The following is a 21,707-nucleotide window of genomic DNA, read 5'->3' on the forward strand; positions in this document are numbered from 1 at the left end:
AGTTCCGGAACGTGAAACTACGTTTGCTTTAATGGAGCGCTTTTACCCCTCAAGGACGATTTTCATTGAGGAGTACATACACGTGACCAAATATATCGCTCAACTCGCTTCTGGTTTTAGTCTGCTCGTTTCTCTTTTTGTAACCCCGGTTTTTGCGGCGACGGTTGTTGAGGGTGGGGTTATTCATTTTCGCGGCGCGATTGTCGCCGACCCCTGTGAAGTGACTGCACAAACGCGGCAGTTTGCGTTGTCATGCCCGGAAAATAACCGGATTCATACGCGCATGGTCAGTTATGAAGATGCACTTAATGGCCATGTGACCGATACCAGCCTCGCCACCCTAAGCATGAAGTACCTCAATCCTGAAAAAACGCTCGCGGTGGTACAAATTCAGTACCGCTGATGTGTGCTCTTCCGCTTTACGGCGGAAGAGGTTTTTCCCGATAGTTTTTTCTCTCGGGTACCTCTGCGATACACTTAAGAAAATGGCGGGAAGCAGAGGGTATTTATGAAACCGCAAATTGACGTTATTCATGGCGATATCACGACGATGCACGTTGATGTGATCGTCAATGCAGCCAATCCGTCACTGATGGGCGGCGGTGGCGTGGATGGCGCTATCCACCGGGCTGCCGGACCGCAACTGCTGGAAGCCTGCAAGACTGTGCGTCAGCAACAGGGGGAGTGCCCACCGGGTCATGCCGTTATTACGCTTGCGGGCGATCTTCCCGCGAAAGCGGTGATTCATGCCGTGGGGCCAATATGGCATGGCGGCGATCGGCATGAGGCGAGTATCCTCGAAGAGGCCTACCGAAACTGCCTGCGTCTGGCCGCTGATAATGGCTATAAAACCATGGCGTTTCCGGCCATCAGCACCGGAGTGTATGGCTATCCGAAAGCTGCCGCAGCGACGATTGCGGTAGACACCGTGTATCGTTACCTGTCGCTTAAACCGATGCCCGAAAAAGTGACATTTGTCTGTTTCGATGAGGAGACACTGCATCTTTATCAGCGGCTGTTGACCCAGCGCGGACAGGAATTAGAGACCTGAAACACACGCGGCGCACTGAGTGCGCCGCGTTTTTTTATGATGCTCTTACCTGCGGTTTCCCGGAGAAAAGGAAACGCAGAAGCGGTATCCGCAGATGGATTTCGTAAAGCACGATGGCGATTCCAATCACAAAGACCAGCCCGGTAAAGAAGCCCAGCGTGTTGGAGGCGATATGCGGTGTGATATAGGCCCCGAAGAACAACGTCAGGGGGTGGTGCACCAGATAGATAAACAGCGAAGCATTGACGAAATAGGTGACGCGGCTGGACTTAAAATTAAGCAGCCGGTGGCCCAGCGCAAAGACCACATTCACCATCCACAGGCCCAGCAGCATGGTAATGACGCTCTCGGTTTCATACATCCACGCATCGCCGCTGCCGTAGCGCTGATTTAAAAGATAGGCCGCAAACGCGATGGCGGCACCAAAAGCACACCACGGTGAGGGCGTCGTAAACAGCGATTTAAGCTTCGGATAAATAAAGGCCAGCGCCCCGATTAAAAAGAAGGGAATGTAGAACAGCGACTGCATCACCACAAAATTGAATAATCCGTCGCTCAGAATCGGCGGATAGACAATAAACAGCGTCCGTCGCACTGCCGCATAGGCGATGCCCAGCAGCAAAAAGAGCAGCGACAGTTTTCCCAGGGTGATACTGGCGAAAAAGGCGTTAGCTTTGTCGCTTAAATGGCGGCGAAAGCGGCTAAAAATCAACACGCTGACCGTGGTAAGGACCACCAGCACCAGCAGGAACCAGAGGTGGGACACCAGCTCCCAAACCAGGGTGTTGTATTTTTCGTATAGCGACAGATTAGGCCAGTTCTCCGCCTTACCCTTTACGTACTGCAACATGATGAACTGCGGCAGCGTCAGCAGAGGAATGGCGGTGAGCATCGGAATGCCGACGCGCTCCACGCGCACTTTCCACCAGCGCTTGATGGGGTAGCGCAGAAACAGCATATAAGAGAAATAACCTGAAATGACAAAAAACACCTGCATGCGGAAGGCGTGAATAAAGTCATTAAACAGCGTCAGCCACCAGGAGGGCATTTGACTATTAACATGCCAGGTGTGGCTGGAGTAAATCAGTGAAATGTGGAAGGGGATCCCCAATAGCATCAGCCATGCCCGGATCGAGTCGAGGAAGTATTCACGTTCTACAGGTGTTGTGCTCATATAACTTTGTGCATTCTCAGACTTTTCGCCTTATCCCTAAGACTCATAATGGTTACATTCGAAGCCAACCCTACACCAAGACCGACACCCTGTCTCCAGGATAAGCACGCAAAGTGAAAAGCGGGTTCTTTCATTTGCTTAATCCCTGAGCCAGCGAGCTGAACAAAGCGGTGATAATGTTGTCGGATTGCCTGAGTTTCCATTAAAATGGATCGGATCGATATAAGCACACAAAGGGGGAAGTGCTTACTTATTATGAAACATAAACCACAGATGATGAAAATGCGTTGGTTGGGTGCTGCAGTGGTGTTATCCCTGTATACCTCATCGGCACTGGCCTTTAACATCGACGATGTCGCAAAACAGGCAAAATCGATGGCAGGCAAGAGCTACGAAGCGCCGAAAAGTAACTTGCCCTCCGTTTTCCGCGACATGAAATATGCGGACTATCAGCAGATCCAGTTCAATCACGATAAAGCGTACTGGAACAATATTAAGACCCCGTTCAAGCTTGAGTTTTATCATCAGGGTATGTACTTCGACACCCCTGTTGCCATCAATGAAGTGACGGCAACGGCGGTACGTAAAATCAAATACAGCCCGGATTACTTCAATTTTGGCGATGTGCAGCACGACAAAGATACGGTTAAAGATCTGGGCTTTGCAGGCTTCAAGGTGCTTTACCCGATCAACAGCAAAGATAAAAACGACGAAATCGTCAGCATGCTCGGCGCCAGCTACTTCCGCGTTATTGGCGCGGGACAGGTGTACGGGCTTTCTGCGCGCGGCCTGGCTATTGATACCGCGCTGCCATCAGGTGAAGAATTCCCACGTTTCCGCGAGTTCTGGATCGAACGTCCAAAACCAACGGATAAACGTCTGACTATCTACGCACTGCTGGATTCCCCGCGTGCAACGGGCGCGTACCGCTTTGTGATCATGCCAGGGCGTGACACGGTGGTTGACGTGCAGTCTAAAGTCTACCTGCGCGACAAAGTGGGTAAACTGGGCGTTGCGCCGCTGACCAGTATGTTCCTGTTTGGGCCGAACCAGCCGTCACCGGCGACCAACTTCCGTCCTGAACTGCACGATTCCAACGGCCTGTCTATTCATGCCGGTAACGGTGAGTGGATCTGGCGTCCGCTGAACAACCCGAAACATCTGGCTGTCAGCAGCTTTGCGATGGAAAACCCGCAAGGTTTCGGCCTTCTGCAGCGTGGCCGTCAGTTCTCTCGCTTTGAAGATCTGGATGACCGCTACGACCTGCGTCCAAGCGCGTGGGTGACCCCGAAAGGTGACTGGGGCAAAGGGAAGGTTGAACTGGTTGAAATCCCAACCAATGATGAAACCAACGATAACATCGTCGCTTACTGGACGCCGGATCAGCTGCCGGAAGCCGGGAAAGAGATGAACTTCAAATACACGATCACCTTTAGCCGCGACGAAGACAAACTGCATGCGCCGGATAACGCGTATGTCATGCAGACTCGCCGTTCAACGGGTGACGTGAAACAGTCTAACCTTATCCGTCAGCCTGACGGTACCGTCGCTTTCGTGGTGGACTTCACCGGCCAGGACATGAAGAAACTGGCGCCAGATACTGCCGTGACCGCCCAGGCCAGCATCGGTGATAACGGTGAGATCGTTGAGAACACCGTACGTTACAACCCGGTAACGAAAGGGTGGCGTCTGACCCTGCGCGTGAAAGTGAAAGATCCGAAACAGACCACTGAAATGCGCGCTGCGCTGGTCAGTAACGATCAGCCGCTGAGTGAAACCTGGAGCTATCAGCTACCTGCCAATGAATAATACATCTGAATATATTGATGCCATGCCGCTGACGGATATCGAAAAAGCGGCACTGCCTGAGAGCAACATCCGCGCGGTACATGCCGCGCTGGATGGGGAACATCGTCAGTTTTCACGTGATGATGATTCTCCGCTGGGGTCAGTGAAGGCACGTCTGGAGCAGGCATGGCCGGACTCGCTGGCAGAAGGGCAGTTGATTAAAGACGACGAAGGACGCGATCAGCTTCAGGCGATGCCGAAAGCAACGCGTTCTTCCATGTTCCCCGACCCCTGGCGTACCAACCCGATTGGCCGCTTCTGGGATCGCCTGCGCGGGCGTGACGTGACGCCACGCTATCTGTCGCGTCTGACAAAAGAAGAGCAGGCCTCCGAACAGAAATGGCGTACCGTGGGGACGATCCGTCGCTACATTCTTCTGCTGCTGACGCTGGCGCAGACGGTTGTCGCAACCTGGTACATGAAGACGATTCTGCCTTACCAGGGCTGGGCGCTGATCAACCCGGCAGACATGATGGGCCAGGATATCTGGGTCTCCTTCATGCAACTGCTGCCGTATATCCTGCAAAGTGGCATTCTTCTGCTGTTCGCCGTTCTCTTCTGCTGGGTTTCGGCCGGTTTCTGGACCGCGCTGATGGGCTTCCTGCAGCTGCTGATGGGACGAGACAAATACAGCATTTCGGCGTCTACGGTCGGGGATGAACCCCTTAATCCTGAGCACCGTACGGCACTAATTATGCCTATCTGTAACGAAGACGTTGACCGCGTATTCGCGGGGCTGCGCGCAACCTGGGAGTCCGTTAAGGCGACCGGTAACGCCGCCCATTTCGACGTCTATATCCTGAGCGACAGCTACAATCCGGACATTTGCGTTGCCGAGCAAAAGGCCTGGATGGAGCTGATTGCCGAAGTGCAGGGTGATGGGCAGATTTTCTACCGTCGCCGCCGCCGCCGCGTGAAGCGTAAGAGCGGGAACATCGATGACTTCTGCCGTCGCTGGGGTAACCAGTACAGCTACATGGTGGTGCTGGACGCCGACTCGGTGATGAGCGGTGACTGTCTGAGCGGTCTGGTGCGTCTGATGGAAGCTAACCCGAACGCGGGTATCATCCAGTCTTCGCCAAAAGCGTCCGGCATGGACACGCTTTACGCGCGTTGCCAGCAGTTTGCCACCCGTGTTTACGGGCCGCTGTTTACTGCCGGTCTGCACTTCTGGCAGTTGGGTGAGTCCCACTACTGGGGTCACAACGCCATTATCCGCGTGAAGCCGTTTATTGAGCACTGTGCGCTAGCACCGCTGCCGGGCGAAGGTTCGTTTGCCGGCTCGATTCTGTCGCACGACTTCGTGGAAGCGGCGCTGATGCGTCGTGCAGGGTGGGGCGTCTGGATTGCCTACGATCTGCCTGGATCCTATGAAGAACTGCCGCCGAACCTGCTGGACGAACTTAAGCGTGACCGCCGCTGGTGTCACGGGAACCTGATGAACTTCCGTCTGTTCCTCGTGAAAGGGATGCACCCGGTTCACCGTGCGGTGTTCCTGACCGGCGTGATGTCTTATCTCTCCGCGCCGCTGTGGTTTATGTTCCTGGCGCTGTCCACGGCTCTGCAGGTGGTGCATGCGCTAACGGAGCCGCAGTACTTCCTGCAACCGCGTCAGCTGTTCCCGGTGTGGCCACAGTGGCGTCCGGAGCTGGCGATAGCGCTGTTTGCCTCCACCATGGTGCTGCTGTTCCTGCCGAAGCTGCTCAGTATCATTCTGATCTGGTGCAAAGGCTCGAAGGAGTATGGCGGTTTCTGGCGGGTAACGGTTTCACTGCTGCTGGAAGTGCTGTTCTCCGTGCTGCTGGCACCGGTACGTATGCTGTTCCATACCGTGTTTGTGGTCAGCGCGTTCCTGGGCTGGGAAGTGGTCTGGAACTCACCGCAGCGTGATGATGACTCCACGCCGTGGGGTGAAGCCTTTATGCGTCACGGCTCGCAGCTGCTGCTGGGGCTGGTGTGGGCTGCTGGGATGGCATGGCTTGATCTGCGCTTCCTGTTCTGGCTGGCGCCGATTGTCTTCTCGCTGATCCTGTCGCCGTTTGTGTCGGTTATTTCAAGCCGCTCAACGGTTGGCCTGCGTACCAAACGCTGGAAGCTGTTCCTGATCCCGGAAGAGTATTCGCCGCCGCAGGTGCTGGTGGATACTGACACCTATCTGGAGCAGAACCGCCGTCGTACGCTGGATGATGGCTTTATGCACGCTGTGTTTAACCCGTCGTTTAACGCCCTGGCAACGGCAATGGCTACCGCGCGTCACCGTGCCAGTAAGGTGCTGGAGATTGCCCGCGATCGTCACGTTGAACAGGCGCTGAACGAGACGCCAGAGAAACTTAACCGCGACCGCCGTCTGGTGCTGTTAAGCGATCCGGTGACTATGTCGCGTCTGCACTACCGTGTGTGGTCTTCCCCGGAGCGCTACTCCTCGTGGGTGAACTACTACAACGATCTGAAGCTTAACCCGCTGGCGCTGAAGGCGAAGTAAGTGGCAACGTAGGGCGGGTAAGCAATGTGCCACCCGCCAGATAAAATACCGGCTTAAACGCCGGTATTTTTTTAGAGGTAACGGATGAAAATAATCATCGTCGTCATGATGGCATGTCTGCTGAGCGGCTGCGGCAGCATCATCAGTCGCACCATTCCGGGGCAGGGCCACGGGAATCAGTACTATCCGGGCGTGAAATGGGATGTCCGGGATTCCGCATGGCGCTACCTGACAGTGCTCGATCTGCCGTTCTCGCTGATTTTCGATACGCTGTTGTTGCCCATCGATGCCAGCCATGGCCCCTATGAGTAGCGGTAATTAACGCTCGTCCCATTCGTCAGCTGCGGTTTGACCTTCTTCCGTATCCAGCGGTGGCTCGAGCTGAAATTCACCCTCATCCCACTCGTGCAGGGTGTTCTCTTCCAGCCACTCCTGACGCAACTCAATTTCGTCATAGTCACCATCAAAGACGGCCTGAGCTCCTTCACCGCTCAGGATCGGCAAACATTCGCCTTCTTCACCTTCGTCAGCAAAGAATTCGGCCTGCCACATAATATCTCCGTCCTGAAGGACATACTTTTGGATATTGAGTTGTTGCACGTCCGCATCTTCTTCATCAACGCCGGGGTTATCGGCGAGGAACTCTTCACGAGCGGCATCAATAGCTTCTTCCAGCGTGGCGTACATGGTCATTGGTGTCTCCCTGTTTTCCAGAAGGTTTCAGGGAAAGAATAGCTGAATATCTGATTCTGCAAGTATGAATGCGAAAATAAGCCGTCACGTATTTGTCTTATTCCGCCACCGGCCGTAATGTCCGGGATAAACTGAACCACGAGTAAACCGCATTAAACAGTACTACGCCCGCCGTGACGATAAACACGGCGCGAAAACCGAAGCTGGCGGAGATCCCGGCCCCCACCAGCGGGCCGGTAACGTTGCCGATGTCGCGAAATGACTGGTTGTAGCTGAAGATACGCCCGGCGATCTGGTTCGTAGAGTTGTAAACCAGCAGGGTCTGGACGGCGGGCAGTAACGCCCCGTCGGCGGCACCCAGCAAAAAGCGCAGAACGCCCAGCTGCCAGGGTGATTGCACCATCGACATGGGAATGAGCAGCAGCACGGAGATCACCAGCGCACAAATCAGGATCTTTTCCGGGCCGACGCGGTCTCCCAGTTTCCCTAACCTCGGGGCGCTAAGCAGCGCCGCCACGCCGGGTACGGATGCAATCAGCCCGCTGATAAACGCAATGTTGCTCACGTTACCTGCCAGATCGCGAACGTACAGCGTCAGAATAGGGGCAATCGAACCGGTCGCGACCTGAATAATCAGGGTCGTCACGAACAGGCTCAGTACCAGTCTGGGGTTTTTGAGTGAAGCCAGCACATCCCGTGCGTGGAGCATCTCTTTTTTGGCGACGGGGGTGAAGTTTTCACGAATGCAGATCAGCGTAACGATAAAGCAGAGGAACAACACGCTGGCAGTAATGAAAAATACCGGGCGCAGGCCATAGCTGTCCGCCAGCAAGCCGCCCGCCAGAGGCCCCAGCAAGGCGCCGCTGACGCCTCCGGTTGAGAGCGTCCCGAGCGCCCAGCCGCTTTTATGACGCGGGATCTGAGTGGCGATCAGCGCATTCGCGTTGGGAATAAATCCTCCCAGCAGGCCAAGTAGCGCGCGCAAAATCAGAAACTGCCAGACGTTCTGCGCCACACCCATTAACGCCATGATGATGGCCATTCCCAGCGCCGAGCGCAGCAGCATGATTTTACGCCCTTTACGGTCGGCAAGGCCGCCCCAGAACGGCGAAGCAATGGCGGAGAAGAGGAAAGTGATGCTGAACACCAGACCAGACCACATATTGAGCGCACTGTGGCCCGTCACGCCCAGTTGTTCAACGTACAGGGGCAGAAAGGGCATCACGAGGCTAAACGCCGCGCCGGTAAGAAAACAGCCAAGCCAGGCAACCGTAAGGTTACGTTTCCAGTTTATGGGGGCATCTGAGGGTGACATAACAATCCGCATAATGAGGTGCAGCGCACCGTAAGGCATGAAGTAATAAGCCTGCTAATTATGCGCCTGGGTTATGATTGCCGCAATGAGGGAGAGCTTTTAAAGCTAAAACAGGGAGCGGCCCAAAGGGCCGCAGGGGGAATTAATAGCGGGACGGCGTGCCTTCTGGCCGTGTTTTAAAGCGGCGGTGCAGCCACATGTACTGCTCCGGTGCGAGCATAATGCATTTCTCGACAATGCCGTTCATCCAGCGTGCGGTGGTCTCAGCATCATCCAGTGGAGGCGCCAGTTCGGGCTCCAGCATAATCAATTCGTAACCCGAACCATCCGGTTTGCGGCGCGGAACAAAAGGGACGATGGCGGCTTTGGACATGCGTGCCAGCATCCAGGTGCCCGTGGTGGTGGCCGCCTCTTCAACGGCAAAGAACGGAACAAATACGCTGGATTGCGGGCCGTAGTCGTGATCGGGGGCATACCAGACTACTTCACCTGATTTGAGGGCGCGGATCATACCCTTCAGATCCTTACGGTCGATCATGCTTTTGTTGGACCGCATACGGCCATTGGTCTGGATCAGATCAATAACCGGGTTGTCGTTTGGACGATAAACCCCAATGCCGGGCGCCTGCATACCGAACATACGGGCGCCGATTTCCAGGGTCAGAAAGTGTACGCCAATCAGCAGCACGCCCGTCTGATTCGCCTGCAGCGAATGCACCGGCTCCATCCCCGTACCGGCAACGACGCTCCAGCGCGCCATGCGTTTGTCCGGCCAGAACCACGCCATTCCTGTTTCCATCAGCCCCATGCCGACAGACTCGAAATTCCTGGTCACCATGTCATGACGTTCAGCCTCGCTCATGTCCGGGAAGCACAGTTCAAGGTTGCGGTAGGCAATTCTGGCGCGACGCTTCATAAACGTTTGCGCAAGACGACCCAGGCTTTTGCCCAGACGGAAAATAACCGGGTAGGGGAGTTGGACCAGAAGCCATAAAAAGCCAATGCCAAGCCAGGTCAACCAATAGCGAGGATGCAAAAGGGTGACGGTAAATTTCGGTAATTGGGTCATGTCGGTCCTGTTTTCTAACGTCCTGAAGGTCTTAGTGTCTCATTTTTTACTACATAGCCAAAATGTCTGATGTCGAAACGCGCGCTAATGCAGCAAATGTTATGACGCATAGTTCAGGCTGACAGAAATGTAGCGTAAATTGTGTGGATGTAAATTGTTATTGTTTGCTATATGATGCCGACCGATTTTCCTTTCTCAATAACGATTGCAGGACTTGTACACCATGCCAGTGTTACACAACCGCGTATCGAATGAGATGTTGAAAGCGCGTATGTTGGCTGAAACCGAACCGCGCACGACCATCTCATTCTATAAATACTTCACGATCAACGATCCGCAAGCGACCCGCGATGAACTTTATAAAGCCTTCACCGCGCTGAACGTCTTTGGGCGCGTCTATCTGGCGCGTGAAGGTATCAACGCCCAGATCAGCATCCCGGAAAGCAACGTGAGCGCCTTCCGCGATTTTCTTTACGGCTTCGATCCGGCGCTGAACGGCTTACGCCTGAACATCGCCCTGGACGATGACGGTAAATCATTCTGGGTGCTGCGTATGAAAGTGCGTGAGCGCATCGTGGCAGACGGCATTGACGACCCGGCCTTCAACCCGGCCGATGTGGGGGAATACCTGAAGGCGGCGGAAGTCAATGCGATGCTTGATGACCCGGACGCGGTATTCATCGATATGCGTAACCACTACGAATATGAAGTGGGCCATTTCGAGAACGCAATGGAAATCCCGGCCGACACCTTCCGCGAGCAACTGCCGAAAGCGGTTGAGATGATGCAGGAACATAAAGATAAGAAAATCGTTATGTACTGCACCGGCGGTATTCGCTGCGAAAAAGCCAGCGCATGGATGAAACATAACGGATTTAATAAGGTCTGGCATATCGAAGGCGGTATCATCGAGTATGCCCGCCGTGCCCGTGAGCAGGGGTTACCGGTGCGTTTTATCGGTAAAAACTTTGTCTTTGACGAGCGAATGGGTGAGCGTATTTCAGAAGACGTGATTGCCCATTGCCACCAGTGCGGCGCACCGTGCGATACCCACACCAACTGCAAAAATGACGGTTGTCATCTGCTGTTTATTCAGTGCCCGGCGTGCGCAGAGAAATTCAACGGCTGCTGTAGCGAACTGTGCAGTGAAGAGAGCATGCTGCCGGAAGAGGAGCAGCGCCGCCGTCGTGCGGGACGTGAAAACGGCAATAAGATTTTTAATAAATCCCGTGGCCGCCTGAATACCAAACTGGGTATTCCTGACCCGGAATGATAATGACGCCCGGCAACGTCAAACCCTGCCGGGCGTGTTTATTATGCCTTCTGCTGAACACCTTCAACGGAAATAATCAGTTCTACGTCCTGAGACGCCGGACCCAAATCCGTGGTGATATTAAAATCTTTCAGATGAATTTTCCCTGCGGCTTCAAAACCTGCGCGTTTGCCACCCCACGGATCGTCACCCTGGCCGAGTAATTTGGCTTCCAGGGTCACCGGTTTCGTGACGCCATTGAGCGTCAGATTACCGGTAATATTCAGCTTCTCACCTTCTTTCTTCACCTCGGTCGACGTAAAGGTCGCCTGTGGGAATTTTGATACATTCAGGAATTCCGCACTACGCAAATGTTTATCGCGCTCTGCATGGTTGGTGTCGACGCTATTCGTATTAATGGTCACATTGACCTTATCGGCGGCAGGATTTTTATCGTCAAAGGTGAATGTGCCGTCAAAATCTTTAAAGGTACCGTACAGCCAGCTATAACCGAGGTGCTGAATACGGAAATTGACGAAAGCATGCTGGCCTTCTTTATCAATTTTATAATCAGCCGCCACGGCAGAACCGGTGGTGAATAACAGAGAACCTAATGCGATACCCAGCAGGTGTTTTTTCATTTTATGCTCCAGAGTCAACTGACGAACGGCCAAGCATGCGCTTTAACGTATCGTCTTTATCGATGAAATGGTGTTTAAGGGCGGCAAGCCCGTGCAGGACAGACAGGATCACCACGCTCCACGCGAGCCAGAGATGCACCACGCCTGCGGTGTCGGCCTGAACCCCTGCGTCAGAGAGCGTGGCCGGAACCTCAAACAGGCCAAAGACGTTAATCGGCTTGCCGTCTGCAGTGGAAATGAGATAGCCGCTAATCAGAATGGCGAACAGCAGGATATAGAGCGTAACGTGCGCGGCAACCGCGCTGACACGCGTTAATTTACTGTGGGTTTTGGGCGCGGCGGGCGGCGGGGAAATGTGACGCCAGATCACGCGAATAACCAACGTCATCATCAGCAGGATGCCGATGCTTTTATGCAGTTCTGGTGCCTGGTGATACCAGCCGTCGTAATAACTGAGTGTCACCATCCACAGACCCAGTCCGAACATTGCATAAACGGTAAGAGCAACTATCCAGTGTAAACACATGGATATTATTCCGTAGCGCTGAGAGGAGTTACGCAATTGCATCAGAATGACCATTCGAAGAAAAACAGAATAGTAAAAATGAACGGGAATAAATGATATTGCAACTGAAATAATTGAATATAGATTTTTATTTTATTTATTTCAGCAGTTTTGAAAATGATCCGCAAATGTAATTCAATCGCTTCGTCCAAGGCGGAATAAGCAGCAAGCAAAAGATTAAGCTAACCTAAAGTAATGTCAGTAATTGTCAGCTTCACTTTTCAGTAAAATACAATGTAAATAATATCGATGAGTGCCAGCAGCACCCATAATAAAATATAGAGCATAAAATGCTCACGAATGTTATTGATAAGAAAGCCAACGATCCTGCGCATAATGTCCCGTTTTCTGTCTGGAAAACGGGTTCCGGACGTCCGAAACCCGCGGCGGATTATCTGCTAAAACGCGAAAGTGAGAAGGGGGTGAGATCAAACTGCGGTGCGATCCCCTGGGCAAACTGCGCAGCGATTTCGCCCAGCACGGAGGCGAACTTGAAGCCATGACCACTGAGGCCAGTGATAAGCAGCGTGTTGTCATGCCCCGGCAAGGTGTCAATGATGAAGTCTTCGTCCGGCGTGTTGTCGTAGGTGCAGGCAGCACCATACAGTAAACCGCCTACGCCCGGCAGGATATTGCGCAGGAAGGTAAACGCTTCGGAGCCATCCTGTGGGTATGCACCGAACGGTTTACGCTCTTCAGGGGAGGAGATCGCCTGCCCGCCATTGTGTTTTCCGATTTTGAGCGCGTCTTTCTCAGACGGGAAGCCGTAAAACTGATCGCCGTTCGGTAACTCCCCGGTAAATGCCGGGAATTTATTCTGTGCACTGTAACGGCCATCCGACTGGAACCAGGAGAAGACCTTGCGCACCGGCTGAACAGGCAGATCGGGCAGCAGACGGGTGACCCAGGTACCTGCGCTAATCAGCAGACGGGACGCTGAATATTCTCCGTCCGCAGTGGTGACCGTAACGCCGTCAGCGTGATGAGTGAGGGATTCCACCGGGCAGTTAAAGAGCTGAGCGCAGCCCGCTTTTTCCGCAAGATCGATCCAGGTTTTGATGGCCGTTTCACTGTGTAAGACCCCGGAGTTGGCTTCAAACAGGCCGATATAATCGTCCGGGACGGCAATCTCTGGCCAACGGGCCATGATGCCTGCCGCGTCCAGCTTCTCCACATCAAGATTAAACGCTTTCGCACTCTGTTCAACGTTGGCCAGAAAATCAGAGCGGGCAGGGCCCAGGTTGATGATGCCCGTGCGTTCGAAAATGCGTTCTTCCGTCAGCTTCGCCAGTTCATCCCATAGCGTCTGGGCGCGAAGCACCAGCGGAACATAGCGCTCGCCTTCACCGTAGGCGTGGCGAATAAGCCGGGTGTCGCCATGATGGCTGCCCTCTGCATGGGGAGGACGGTGGGCATCGATCATCAGGACCTTCAGACCCGCTTGCGTTGCGTAATAACCGGCGGCAGACCCCACGGATCCGCTACCAATAATGATTAAGTCGTATCTCATATCCATCTCTCGAACTCACGCTTTGTTAGCAGAGTAATTAACTATGCGGGCTGACACAAGGGAGAAATAAATAAGGCACCCGGAGGGTGCCTGTTGAGCGAAGAATAGGTATAAACCTAGTGCCGTTTATACTCATTTTCCTGATAGTCGCCAGATTCTATTTTGGCAATACCTGCCTCTAAAATAGAAATAAACTGACGGGCGACGTCTGTTGTAAGCCACAGCGTCTGTCCAACTTCCGCTTCTTCACGGTTGAGTTGATTCGGGGTCTGGTAGTGCAAACGCAGCATCAGCGCATCGTAGCTATCTACGGTACTGATATCCCAGCCAACAAGCGGATGGGTCTGGATGACTTCGCTATTCTTTTCCATTATAACCCCCTTAATGCGTGTTAGAAGACAACGGCTCCGAGGTTCAATGCATGTTTTTCTGAAAGCATCTTCAGTATACAAGTAATAAGGGTTCGCAAGGGAAAAATAAACAGCTGGCAACACATTTTTCTGCTTTTTAGGATTGTTCGAACAATAAAACACCACCTTGTTCACGATTTTTAAATTTGTTGCCGAATTAATTTGAACGAACCGGATTTCAGACGAAAAAAAGCCGGGGCGACCCGGCAAAAAAGAACAATGAGGGAGCAAGATTAATCTGTGATGAACCAGTCGTCGGCGCTTTCCCAGGTTTCCTGCAGGATTTCGCTGATACGGTCTTTATCTTCTTTCGCGCCGCCAATGACGGAGAGGTTGTTTGCCGCCGCATAACGAACCGTTACGGCACCAGCGTTGTCAGGGAAAGTACTGTTAATACGGCGGGATAATTCACCGGCCAGCGCATCAAGCGCGCCAGCAGGCAGAACGGTTGTTTTGGCTATGGTGACTTCAATACGCATAAATGCCCCCTGTGTAATATACTGTTTATTTATACAGGTATATTATAGGTTTGACAACAAGGGGCACTGTTTTTTTAGCGTTTTACCGTCCAGTTGACGGTTTCACCGGCAAGGAATGGGATGAGCGTGTCATCCGTCAGCGGAATGGCCTCGTCCACGCGGCTCTCTTTACGCTCCAGTTCAATGAACGTTTCGTTGACCGGCAGCCCGTAGAAGCGTGGTCCATTGAGCGAGCAGAACGCTTCGAAATGTTGCAGGGCATTCATCTCTTCAAACACGGTGGCGTAGCTGGCGAGTGCGGTAGGGGCATTAAAGCAGCCTGCGCAACCGCAGCTGGCCTCTTTGCGGTGGCGTGCATGAGGCGCGGAGTCCGTGCCGAGGAAGGCGCGGGAGAAACCGCTGGCAACGAGTTCACGCAGCGCCTGCTGATGAACGTTACGCTTCAGAATGGGCAGGCAATAGAGATGCGGACGAACGCCGCCAACCAGCATATGGTTGCGGTTAAACATCAGATGCTGCGGCGTGATGGTGGCGGCAATCAGTTCATTGCCATCGCGGACATACTCTGCGGCATCTTTGGTGGTGATGTGTTCAAACACCACTTTAAGCGCAGGAAGACGCTGGCGTAGCGGCTCCATTACGGTTTCGATAAAGCGGGCTTCACGGTCGAAGATATCAATGTCGGCGTGGGTCACTTCACCGTGTACCAGCAGCGGCATGCCCAGTTTTTGCATGCGCTCCAGAACCGGCATGATGGCGTCAATACTGGTGACACCGTGGCTGGAGTTGGTGGTAGCGTTAGCCGGGTAGAGTTTCGCCGCGGTGAACACGCCTTCGTTAAAGCCGCGTTCCACTTCATTCGGATCGAGGGTGTCGGTCAGATAGCAGGTCATCAGCGGAGTGAAATCATGTCCTGCCGGCACGGCATCAAGAATTCGCTGGCGATAAGCCATAGCGGCATCAACGGTGGTGACTGGTGGAACCAGGTTAGGCATGACAATCGCGCGGCCATAAATTTCGCTGGTATACGGCACGACCGTTTTCAACATATCGCCATCACGCAGATGGATATGCCAGTCGTCAGGGCGGCGGATTTTAAGAACCTGGGGTTGTGCAGTCATGGAAGCTCCGGCTTGTCAGGAATCAGTCATTAGGATGGCTGTTTTTGCCGGACACAAATCATAAGCGGAAACGATTTCGTTTGCACACTTTTCCGTAAAAAAAAGGGCGCTTTTGCGCCCCTTCAGGTTAATCGGTGAATGGAATAACGATCTCTCCCGGTTTCACCTCGATGCCTTTGGCATATTTTTTCGCCAGTGCCTCACCCTTGCTCTTGTCTTCACTTAAGACATAGGCCGGCTGCTGGTTAAAGTAGTTGCGCAGGGACTGGTTCAGGTAAGGCATCAGGGTCTGCATCACCGGTTTCATCTTGTCCGGCGTGACGTCCGCGTCTACCACTTCCATCTCCTGCAGGAAAATGGCCCCTTTCTCTTTGTTAAAGACCGGCAGCGCTTTGAGCTTCAGCTTAATGTTGGCTTTCTGGTTACCGAAGAGAGAGGTCATATCGAGATTGGCATCCCCGGCGAGAGTGACTTTATTCGGCTCTTCGCGCCCAATCTGGCTGGTGAGATTGCTGAGGACGATATGCGCATCGGCAAGCCCCGGCACACCAATGTCTTTTGAAAAGTTATTATGTTTTTCCAGCGCCTGATTAATTTCCTGCTCACTGACGGTGTATTGCGTAAGCTGGTTACAACCTACCAGCAGGCCGCTGACAATGAATGCGGCGGCAATGACAATTTTTTTCATAGTGTTCCTCAACGAAAAATCGGCGCTACTGTCCTGTTACGCCAGTATGTCAGGGTGAAATAGCGGAAACCAGCAGAAAAAACTGATAATGGCGGCGGGAGAGGCCCCGCCGCAGGGAATATTATGCCCCAGGTTCGAGCATGCCGCTCGCGCTGCGCTTCTGGCTGAATTGCCACCACAGCGCAAGGAGCGTCATAAAGCCGACCACGCCGAGCATGACCCAGGGCAGTTCCGGCTGGCTTAGGGCTTTTCCGGCATCGAACAGCCAGCCGCCGCCGGCGTAACCCAATGCACCGCCAAAGGCCAGCCCCAGGCGGCTGAACCCCATATAGCTGCCGCGAGCGCGCGCGTCGGCAAGCGAGGCGCTCAGCGTTTCACGAGCCGGTTCGGCAATAATGGAGCCGATATAGAAGGTGCAAATCAGCGTAAACAGTTGCTGGAGCGAGTTCACCAGCCCGATGGGCATCATGCTGAGCGTCATCAATAACAGCCCGGCCATCAGGCGATGCTCCAGGCGAAAACGCCGTTCGCTCCAGCGGGCGATCGGGTAGAGCAGGGTCAGAGAGAGGCAGGCTTCTATGGCGTACATCCATTTTACGGCGGCCGGGGTGCCCGCAATGTCGTTTACCATGATCGGCAGCATCAGCATGACCTGAACGGCCAGCATGTAATACCCCGTCAGGGTCAGCACGTACGTAACAAAGCGTTTGTCTCGCAGCACGCGGCCAAGACCTTCGCGTACCGGGGCTTTGACCGTTGACAGTTTCCATGCCGGCAGAAACAGGGCATTAAAGAGCGCACACAGAATAAAGAGCAGCGCACCCGCCGCGCAGACCAGACGAAAGTCGTACTGCAACAGCCAGCTTCCCAGCAGGGCGCCAATCACCGCCCCGGCGCTGTCCTGCATCATCAAAATTGAGAAGAAGCGTCCCCGGTGCTGCGGACGAATGAGTTTAACCACCAGCGCGGTGCGCGGCGGGTCAAACAAGGTGCCGCCGATACCGGAGAGGAAGCAGGAAAACCACAGCAGCCACGGCTCCTGGGCAATTGCCATGGTGGCGAAGCCTGCCGCGCGTAGCAGCATGCCCGTCACGATCATCGGTTTGGCACCAAAGCGGTCAGCGATGGCGCCACCAAACACGCCCAGACCCTGCTGGACAAACTGGCGTAACCCGAGCGCGATACCGACCATCAGTGCCGCCCAGCCCATTTGATCGACAAAGCGGATCGAGATGAGGGGAAACACAACAAAAAAGCCGAGCACGACCAGCATGTTATCGACTAGCAGGAAATATTTACCCAGGCTCCTGGCCTGTGATACGCGGGACATTTTCCCTCCAGGGAAAACAGGATGGTGAGCACGCTAACATTCTGCGGTGTCGCCACGTTTTTTCCCACCCCCGCGCGTGACAATATTTTTTTATCAAAAGAGCGCTTTGATAGAGAGTTCTCATCGAAAAATGTGAAAAGAGGTCAAAATGGTATGTCACTGTTTTCACAGACGGCACAGGCGCAGGTATAGTAAAGCTAATGGGTAAGCAGAAGTGACGGGAAGGAGTGGTATTGATGTTTGGCTATCGCAGTAATGTGCCAAAAGTGCGTCTGACAACGGACAGGCTGGTTGTTCGTCTGGTGCACGAGCGTGATGCCTGGCGTCTGGCGGATTATTACGCCGAGAATCGCCAGTTTTTAAAACCCTGGGAACCCGTTCGGGATGAGAGCCATTGCTACCCTTCCGGCTGGCAGGCGCGCCTCAGCATGATTGCAGAATTCCACAAGCAGGGAAGCGCGTTCTATTTCGCGCTGCTGGATCCGGAGGAAAAAGAGATCATCGGCATTGCCAACTTTTCCAACGTGGTGCGCGGATCGTTTCACGCCTGCTACCTCGGCTACTCCATCGGCCAGAAATGGCAAGGGCAGGGGCTGATGTATGAAGCGCTAACGGTGGCGATCCGTTATATGCAGCGCACGCAACATATCCATCGCATTATGGCGAACTACATGCCACACAATCAGCGCAGCGGTAATTTGCTCGCGCGGTTGGGGTTTGAGAAAGAGGGGTATGCTAAAGATTATCTGCTGATAGACGGAGAGTGGCGCGACCACGTACTGACAGCATTAACCACCCGGGACTGGACGGCAGGCCGCTAAGGAGAAGAGATGAAATATCAGTTAAGCGCAACAGAAGCGCGTGTGATTGGCTGCCTGCTGGAAAAACAGGTCACCACGCCGGAACAGTATCCGCTCTCCGTCAATGCCGTGACGATGGCGTGTAACCAGAAAACCAACCGTGAGCCGGTGATGAATCTCGGCGAACATGAGGTGCAGGATATTCTCGATGAACTGGTTAAACGCCATTACCTGCGCACGGTCAGCGGTTTCGGTAACCGCGTGACCAAGTACGAGCAGCGGTTTTGCAATTCTGAGTTCGGCGATCTGAAGCTGAGTGCCGCCGAGGTGGCGGTGATCACCACGCTGTTACTGCGCGGCGCGCAAACACCAGGTGAACTGCGCACCCGGGCCTCTCGCATGCATGAGTTCGCCGATATGCAGGAGGTTGAGCAGACCCTGGATGGGCTTGCCACCCGCGAGGATGGCCCTTACGTGGTACGTCTGGCGCGTGAGCCGGGGAAACGTGAAAGCCGCTATATGCACCTGTTTAGCGGTGAGGTTGATACGTCAACGGTGTTAGCAGATTCGGCTGCCCCCGCCGCGCATGACAGCCTCGCAGCACGCGTAGAGGCGCTGGAGGAAGAGGTGGCCGGGCTGAAACAACGCCTGGATGCATTGCTGGCATATTTAGGAGACTGACGGTGAAAAAATTACGCGTTGGCGTGGTAGGGCTGGGCGGTATTGCGCAAAAGGCCTGGCTGCCTGTTCTGGGGGCCGCGACGGACTGGACGCTGCAAGGGGCGTGGTCACCTACCCGCGAGAAGGCCGAGCGGATCTGCGAAACCTGGCGCATGCCGTATGCGGCATCGCTTCAGGATCTGGCGCGCGACTGCGATGTGGTCTTTGTGCACACCTCTACCGCCACCCATTATCAGGTGGTCAGCGAATTACTGAATGCCGGGGTCCACGTTTGTGTGGATAAACCCCTGGCGGAAAACATTCAGGATGCCGAACGGCTGATTGAACTCGCTGCACGCAAAAAACTGACGCTGATGGTGGGTTTCAACCGCCGTTTTGCGCCGCTTTACCAGCAGTTGAAGGCCCGGTCTGGTGGGCTCGCGTCCCTGCGAATGGACAAGCATCGTACCGACAGCGTCGGACCGAACGATCTGCGCTTTACCCTTCTGGATGATTACCTGCACGTGGTAGATACGGCGCTCTGGCTAACCAACGGGCAAGCCCAGCTTAAAAGCGGTACCCTGTTGACCAACGATCAGGGCCAGATGGTTTACGCTGAGCACCATTTTGCTCTTGAGCATCTGCAGGTCACCACCAGCATGCATCGCCGGGCCGGCAGTCAGCGGGAGTCTGTGCAGGCGGTTACGGATGGTGCCCTGTATGACATTACCGACATGCGCGAATGGCGCGAAGAGAAAGGCAGCGGCGTGGTCACGCTACCGGCGCCTGGCTGGCAAAGCACCCTTGAGCAGCGCGGCTTTGACGGATGCGCCCGCCACTTTATCACCTGTGTGCAAAATCAGACGGTTCCGGAAACGTCCGGTGAGCAGGCCATCATGGCACAACGCATTGTTGAGCGGCTCTGGCGAGAGGCCATGAGCGAATAATTCTCTGTAACATCTGCCGATAGTAATTCCCTTAAATCCGGGTAGACTAAGCGCCGTTTGTTGGTTTCAATGGGTGGCGCTTTCGCTTACCCGTCCTGGAAATCCGTAGGGTTGTGGGAATTCTCATTAATGAACTTATTAAAATCGCTGGCGGCAGTCAGCTCGATGACCATGTTTTCCCGCGTGCTGGGTTTTGCGCGCGATGCGATTGTGGCAAGAGTATTTGGTGCAGGGATGGCAACGGACGCCTTTTTCGTCGCGTTCAAATTGCCGAATTTATTGCGTCGCATTTTTGCCGAGGGGGCATTTTCCCAGGCATTCGTTCCTATCCTGGCGGAATATAAAAGCAAGCAGGGTGAAGACGCCACGCGCGTGTTTGTCGCTTACGTTTCAGGCCTCCTGACGCTGGCCCTGGCGATCGTAACGGTGCTCGGGATGCTGGCTGCGCCCTGGGTGATTATGGTGACGGCACCCGGCTTTGCGGACTCGACAGATAAATTTGCCCTGACCACTCAACTGCTGCGTATTACCTTTCCTTATATCCTGCTGATCTCTCTGGCCTCGCTGGTGGGGGCAATCCTCAATACCTGGAACCGTTTTTCCGTTCCGGCCTTTGCGCCAACCTTCCTTAACATCAGCATGATTGGCTTTGCGCTGTTCGCCGCACCCCATTTCAACCCGCCGGTGCTGGCGCTGGCCTGGGCGGTGACGGCGGGCGGCGTGTTGCAACTGGCGTATCAGCTGCCGCATCTGAAGAAAATCGGCATGCTGGTTCTGCCGCGAATTAATTTCCGTGACGCCGGTGCGATGCGCGTGATTAAGCAGATGGGGCCTGCCATTCTCGGGGTTTCGGTTAGCCAGATCTCGCTTATCATCAACACTATCTTCGCCTCTTTCCTCAAATCCGGTTCCGTTTCGTGGATGTACTACGCGGACCGTTTGATGGAGTTTCCCTCCGGGGTGTTGGGGGTGGCGCTGGGGACTATTCTCCTGCCGTCGCTGTCGAAAAGTTTTGCCAGCGGAAACCATGACGAATATTGCCGTCTGATGGACTGGGGGCTGCGTCTCTGCTTCCTGCTGGCGCTGCCGAGTGCGGTAGCGCTGGGGATCCTCGCGCAGCCGCTGACCGTTTCCCTGTTCCAGTACGGCAAATTCACCGCTTTTGACGCGTCGATGACGCAGCAGGCGCTGATTGCCTACTCGGTGGGGCTGATGGGGCTGATCGTCGTTAAAGTGCTGGCACCAGGGTTCTACTCGCGCCAGGACATCAAAACGCCGGTGAAAATTGCCATTGTGACGCTGATTATGACTCAGCTGATGAACCTGGCCTTTATTGGCCCGCTGAAGCACGCCGGTCTGGCCTTGTCTATTGGTCTTGCGGCCTGTCTCAACGCCGGGCTGTTGTACTGGCAGTTGCGTAAGCAGGATATCTTCACGCCGCAACCGGGCTGGAAAAGCTTCTTTGTGCGTCTGATCGTTGCGGTGCTGGTTATGGCAGCGGCGTTGCTTGGCATGCTGCATGTCATGCCGGAATGGTCGCAGGGCACCATGCTTTACCGTCTGATGCGGCTGATGGCCGTTGTGGGTGTTGGGGTTGTGGCCTACTTTGCGACGCTCGCGGTGCTGGGCTTCAAAGTGAAAGAGTTTGCCCGCCGTACCGCATAAACGCCAA

Annotated in this window: 23 protein-coding genes; 10 read left to right on the top strand and 13 right to left on the bottom strand. The window is 54.3% G+C overall.

The genetic code is table 11. The annotated features are described in order from the left end of the window. Positions 1 to 82: 82 nt before the first annotated feature. Positions 83 to 403, top strand: coding sequence for a YmdA family protein (locus tag M8370_RS09630; protein WP_038985522.1), 321 nt, complete (start codon positions 83 to 85; stop codon positions 401 to 403). Positions 404 to 508: 105 nt separating this feature from the next. Continuing rightward, on the top strand, positions 509 to 1,051 hold the full coding sequence (ymdB, locus tag M8370_RS09635; protein ID WP_045295774.1) for an O-acetyl-ADP-ribose deacetylase: 543 nt from the start codon (positions 509 to 511) through the stop codon (positions 1,049 to 1,051). 34 nt (positions 1,052 to 1,085) lie between these two features. Here ymdB and mdoC read toward each other — a convergent pair whose 3' ends face one another. After that, a complete protein-coding gene (gene mdoC / locus M8370_RS09640) occupies positions 1,086 to 2,225 on the bottom strand; it encodes a glucans biosynthesis protein MdoC (protein WP_013097165.1) in 1,140 nt (379 codons plus the stop codon). A gap of 255 nt (positions 2,226 to 2,480) precedes the next feature. Here mdoC and mdoG point away from each other — a divergent pair, with 255 nt between their 5' ends. The 3 genes from mdoG (at position 2,481) to M8370_RS09655 (ending at position 6,867) form a co-directional block, all read left to right on the top strand. Beyond that, positions 2,481 to 4,034 (top strand): glucans biosynthesis protein MdoG, encoded by a 1,554-nt coding sequence (gene mdoG / locus M8370_RS09645; RefSeq protein ID WP_020689627.1) that lies wholly within the window; start codon positions 2,481 to 2,483, stop codon positions 4,032 to 4,034. Next, a complete protein-coding gene (gene mdoH, locus M8370_RS09650) occupies positions 4,027 to 6,555 on the top strand; it encodes a glucans biosynthesis glucosyltransferase MdoH (protein ID WP_250020834.1) in 2,529 nt (842 codons plus the stop codon). The genes mdoG and mdoH overlap by 8 nt, the downstream gene beginning before the upstream one ends. 84 nt (positions 6,556 to 6,639) lie before the next feature. Further along, entirely contained in the window at positions 6,640 to 6,867 is a 228-nt protein-coding gene (locus M8370_RS09655; protein ID WP_013097162.1) for a YceK/YidQ family lipoprotein, read from the top strand. Between the two features lie 6 nt (positions 6,868 to 6,873). Here M8370_RS09655 and M8370_RS09660 read toward each other — a convergent pair whose 3' ends face one another. The 3 genes from M8370_RS09660 to M8370_RS09670 form a co-directional block, all read right to left on the bottom strand. After that, on the bottom strand, positions 6,874 to 7,248 hold the full coding sequence (locus M8370_RS09660) for a MysB family protein (protein WP_014831418.1): 375 nt from the start codon (positions 7,246 to 7,248) through the stop codon (positions 6,874 to 6,876). Between the two features lie 97 nt (positions 7,249 to 7,345). Continuing rightward, positions 7,346 to 8,563: a multidrug efflux MFS transporter MdtG gene (gene mdtG, locus M8370_RS09665; RefSeq protein WP_028027946.1), complete on the bottom strand. Its 1,218-nt coding sequence runs from the start codon at positions 8,561 to 8,563 to the stop codon at positions 7,346 to 7,348. 142 nt (positions 8,564 to 8,705) lie between these two features. Next, positions 8,706 to 9,632 carry a Kdo(2)-lipid IV(A) acyltransferase gene (locus M8370_RS09670; RefSeq protein WP_097536488.1) on the bottom strand — a complete coding sequence of 309 codons (927 nt, stop codon included), beginning with the start codon at positions 9,630 to 9,632 and terminating at the stop codon, positions 8,706 to 8,708. 223 nt (positions 9,633 to 9,855) lie between these two features. Between M8370_RS09670 and trhO the strand changes: the two genes are divergently transcribed. Further along, positions 9,856 to 10,905: an oxygen-dependent tRNA uridine(34) hydroxylase TrhO gene (gene trhO, locus M8370_RS09675; RefSeq protein WP_013097157.1), complete on the top strand. Its 1,050-nt coding sequence runs from the start codon at positions 9,856 to 9,858 to the stop codon at positions 10,903 to 10,905. 41 nt (positions 10,906 to 10,946) lie between these two features. On the opposite strand, the gene M8370_RS09680 is transcribed toward trhO, so the two are convergent. From M8370_RS09680 to mdtH, 9 genes are all read right to left on the bottom strand, one after another. Beyond that, on the bottom strand, positions 10,947 to 11,525 hold the full coding sequence (locus M8370_RS09680) for a YceI family protein (protein WP_013097156.1): 579 nt from the start codon (positions 11,523 to 11,525) through the stop codon (positions 10,947 to 10,949). Between the two features lies 1 nt (position 11,526). Then, a complete protein-coding gene (locus M8370_RS09685; protein WP_028027945.1) occupies positions 11,527 to 12,093 on the bottom strand; it encodes a cytochrome b in 567 nt (188 codons plus the stop codon). A gap of 218 nt (positions 12,094 to 12,311) precedes the next feature. Further along, on the bottom strand, positions 12,312 to 12,425 hold the full coding sequence (locus tag M8370_RS09690) for a YceO family protein (protein WP_020689623.1): 114 nt from the start codon (positions 12,423 to 12,425) through the stop codon (positions 12,312 to 12,314). Positions 12,426 to 12,481: 56 nt separating this feature from the next. Further along, entirely contained in the window at positions 12,482 to 13,600 is a 1,119-nt protein-coding gene (gene solA / locus M8370_RS09695) for an N-methyl-L-tryptophan oxidase (protein ID WP_044158660.1), read from the bottom strand. 116 nt (positions 13,601 to 13,716) lie between these two features. After that, complete coding sequence (bssS, locus tag M8370_RS09700; RefSeq protein ID WP_008500827.1) at positions 13,717 to 13,971, bottom strand: biofilm formation regulator BssS; 255 nt, start codon at positions 13,969 to 13,971, stop codon at positions 13,717 to 13,719. 272 nt (positions 13,972 to 14,243) lie between these two features. After that, positions 14,244 to 14,489, bottom strand: coding sequence for a DNA damage-inducible protein I (dinI, locus tag M8370_RS09705; RefSeq protein ID WP_013097151.1), 246 nt, complete (start codon positions 14,487 to 14,489; stop codon positions 14,244 to 14,246). 74 nt (positions 14,490 to 14,563) lie between these two features. Then, a complete protein-coding gene (pyrC, locus tag M8370_RS09710; RefSeq protein WP_020689622.1) occupies positions 14,564 to 15,610 on the bottom strand; it encodes a dihydroorotase in 1,047 nt (348 codons plus the stop codon). Between the two features lie 127 nt (positions 15,611 to 15,737). After that, the gene (locus M8370_RS09715; RefSeq protein ID WP_013097149.1) at positions 15,738 to 16,298 is read right to left on the bottom strand and encodes a lipoprotein; all 561 of its coding nucleotides are present in this window, start codon (positions 16,296 to 16,298) and stop codon (positions 15,738 to 15,740) included. A 121-nt stretch (positions 16,299 to 16,419) separates the two neighbouring features. Further along, on the bottom strand, positions 16,420 to 17,628 hold the full coding sequence (mdtH, locus tag M8370_RS09720; RefSeq protein ID WP_023620180.1) for a multidrug efflux MFS transporter MdtH: 1,209 nt from the start codon (positions 17,626 to 17,628) through the stop codon (positions 16,420 to 16,422). Positions 17,629 to 17,864: 236 nt separating this feature from the next. Between mdtH and rimJ the strand changes: the two genes are divergently transcribed. From rimJ to murJ, 4 genes are all read left to right on the top strand, one after another. Further along, the gene (gene rimJ, locus M8370_RS09725) at positions 17,865 to 18,449 is read left to right on the top strand and encodes a ribosomal protein S5-alanine N-acetyltransferase (RefSeq protein ID WP_013097146.1); all 585 of its coding nucleotides are present in this window, start codon (positions 17,865 to 17,867) and stop codon (positions 18,447 to 18,449) included. 9 nt (positions 18,450 to 18,458) lie between these two features. Further along, a complete protein-coding gene (locus M8370_RS09730; RefSeq protein WP_250020835.1) occupies positions 18,459 to 19,109 on the top strand; it encodes a YceH family protein in 651 nt (216 codons plus the stop codon). A gap of 2 nt (positions 19,110 to 19,111) precedes the next feature. Continuing rightward, a complete protein-coding gene (locus M8370_RS09735; RefSeq protein WP_250020837.1) occupies positions 19,112 to 20,035 on the top strand; it encodes a Gfo/Idh/MocA family protein in 924 nt (307 codons plus the stop codon). A 129-nt stretch (positions 20,036 to 20,164) separates the two neighbouring features. Next, entirely contained in the window at positions 20,165 to 21,700 is a 1,536-nt protein-coding gene (gene murJ / locus M8370_RS09740) for a murein biosynthesis integral membrane protein MurJ (protein WP_250020838.1), read from the top strand. Positions 21,701 to 21,707 lie beyond the last annotated feature (7 nt).

This window comes from Enterobacter cloacae complex sp. OE43NF (assembly GCF_023544405.1).
GTDB lineage: Bacteria > Pseudomonadota > Gammaproteobacteria > Enterobacterales > Enterobacteriaceae > Enterobacter > Enterobacter cloacae.

Bases quoted from the DNA above. Each gene is read 5' to 3' on its own strand.
- ymdB (WP_045295774.1), top strand. From the start codon at position 509: ATGAAACCGCAAATTGACGTTATTCATGGCGATATCACGACGATGCAC.
- mdoC (WP_013097165.1), bottom strand. From the start codon at position 2,225: ATGAGCACAACACCTGTAGAACGTGAATACTTCCTCGACTCGATCCGG.
- mdoG (WP_020689627.1), top strand. From the start codon at position 2,481: ATGAAACATAAACCACAGATGATGAAAATGCGTTGGTTGGGTGCTGCA.
- mdoH (WP_250020834.1), top strand. From the start codon at position 4,027: ATGAATAATACATCTGAATATATTGATGCCATGCCGCTGACGGATATC.
- M8370_RS09655 (WP_013097162.1), top strand. From the start codon at position 6,640: ATGAAAATAATCATCGTCGTCATGATGGCATGTCTGCTGAGCGGCTGC.
- M8370_RS09660 (WP_014831418.1), bottom strand. From the start codon at position 7,248: ATGACCATGTACGCCACGCTGGAAGAAGCTATTGATGCCGCTCGTGAA.
- mdtG (WP_028027946.1), bottom strand. From the start codon at position 8,563: ATGTCACCCTCAGATGCCCCCATAAACTGGAAACGTAACCTTACGGTT.
- M8370_RS09670 (WP_097536488.1), bottom strand. From the start codon at position 9,632: ATGACCCAATTACCGAAATTTACCGTCACCCTTTTGCATCCTCGCTAT.
- trhO (WP_013097157.1), top strand. From the start codon at position 9,856: ATGCCAGTGTTACACAACCGCGTATCGAATGAGATGTTGAAAGCGCGT.
- M8370_RS09680 (WP_013097156.1), bottom strand. From the start codon at position 11,525: ATGAAAAAACACCTGCTGGGTATCGCATTAGGTTCTCTGTTATTCACC.
- M8370_RS09685 (WP_028027945.1), bottom strand. From the start codon at position 12,093: ATGCAATTGCGTAACTCCTCTCAGCGCTACGGAATAATATCCATGTGT.
- M8370_RS09690 (WP_020689623.1), bottom strand. From the start codon at position 12,425: ATGCGCAGGATCGTTGGCTTTCTTATCAATAACATTCGTGAGCATTTT.
- solA (WP_044158660.1), bottom strand. From the start codon at position 13,600: ATGAGATACGACTTAATCATTATTGGTAGCGGATCCGTGGGGTCTGCC.
- bssS (WP_008500827.1), bottom strand. From the start codon at position 13,971: ATGGAAAAGAATAGCGAAGTCATCCAGACCCATCCGCTTGTTGGCTGG.
- dinI (WP_013097151.1), bottom strand. From the start codon at position 14,489: ATGCGTATTGAAGTCACCATAGCCAAAACAACCGTTCTGCCTGCTGGC.
- pyrC (WP_020689622.1), bottom strand. From the start codon at position 15,610: ATGACTGCACAACCCCAGGTTCTTAAAATCCGCCGCCCTGACGACTGG.
- M8370_RS09715 (WP_013097149.1), bottom strand. From the start codon at position 16,298: ATGAAAAAAATTGTCATTGCCGCCGCATTCATTGTCAGCGGCCTGCTG.
- mdtH (WP_023620180.1), bottom strand. From the start codon at position 17,628: ATGTCCCGCGTATCACAGGCCAGGAGCCTGGGTAAATATTTCCTGCTA.
- rimJ (WP_013097146.1), top strand. From the start codon at position 17,865: ATGTTTGGCTATCGCAGTAATGTGCCAAAAGTGCGTCTGACAACGGAC.
- M8370_RS09730 (WP_250020835.1), top strand. From the start codon at position 18,459: ATGAAATATCAGTTAAGCGCAACAGAAGCGCGTGTGATTGGCTGCCTG.
- murJ (WP_250020838.1), top strand. From the start codon at position 20,165: ATGAACTTATTAAAATCGCTGGCGGCAGTCAGCTCGATGACCATGTTT.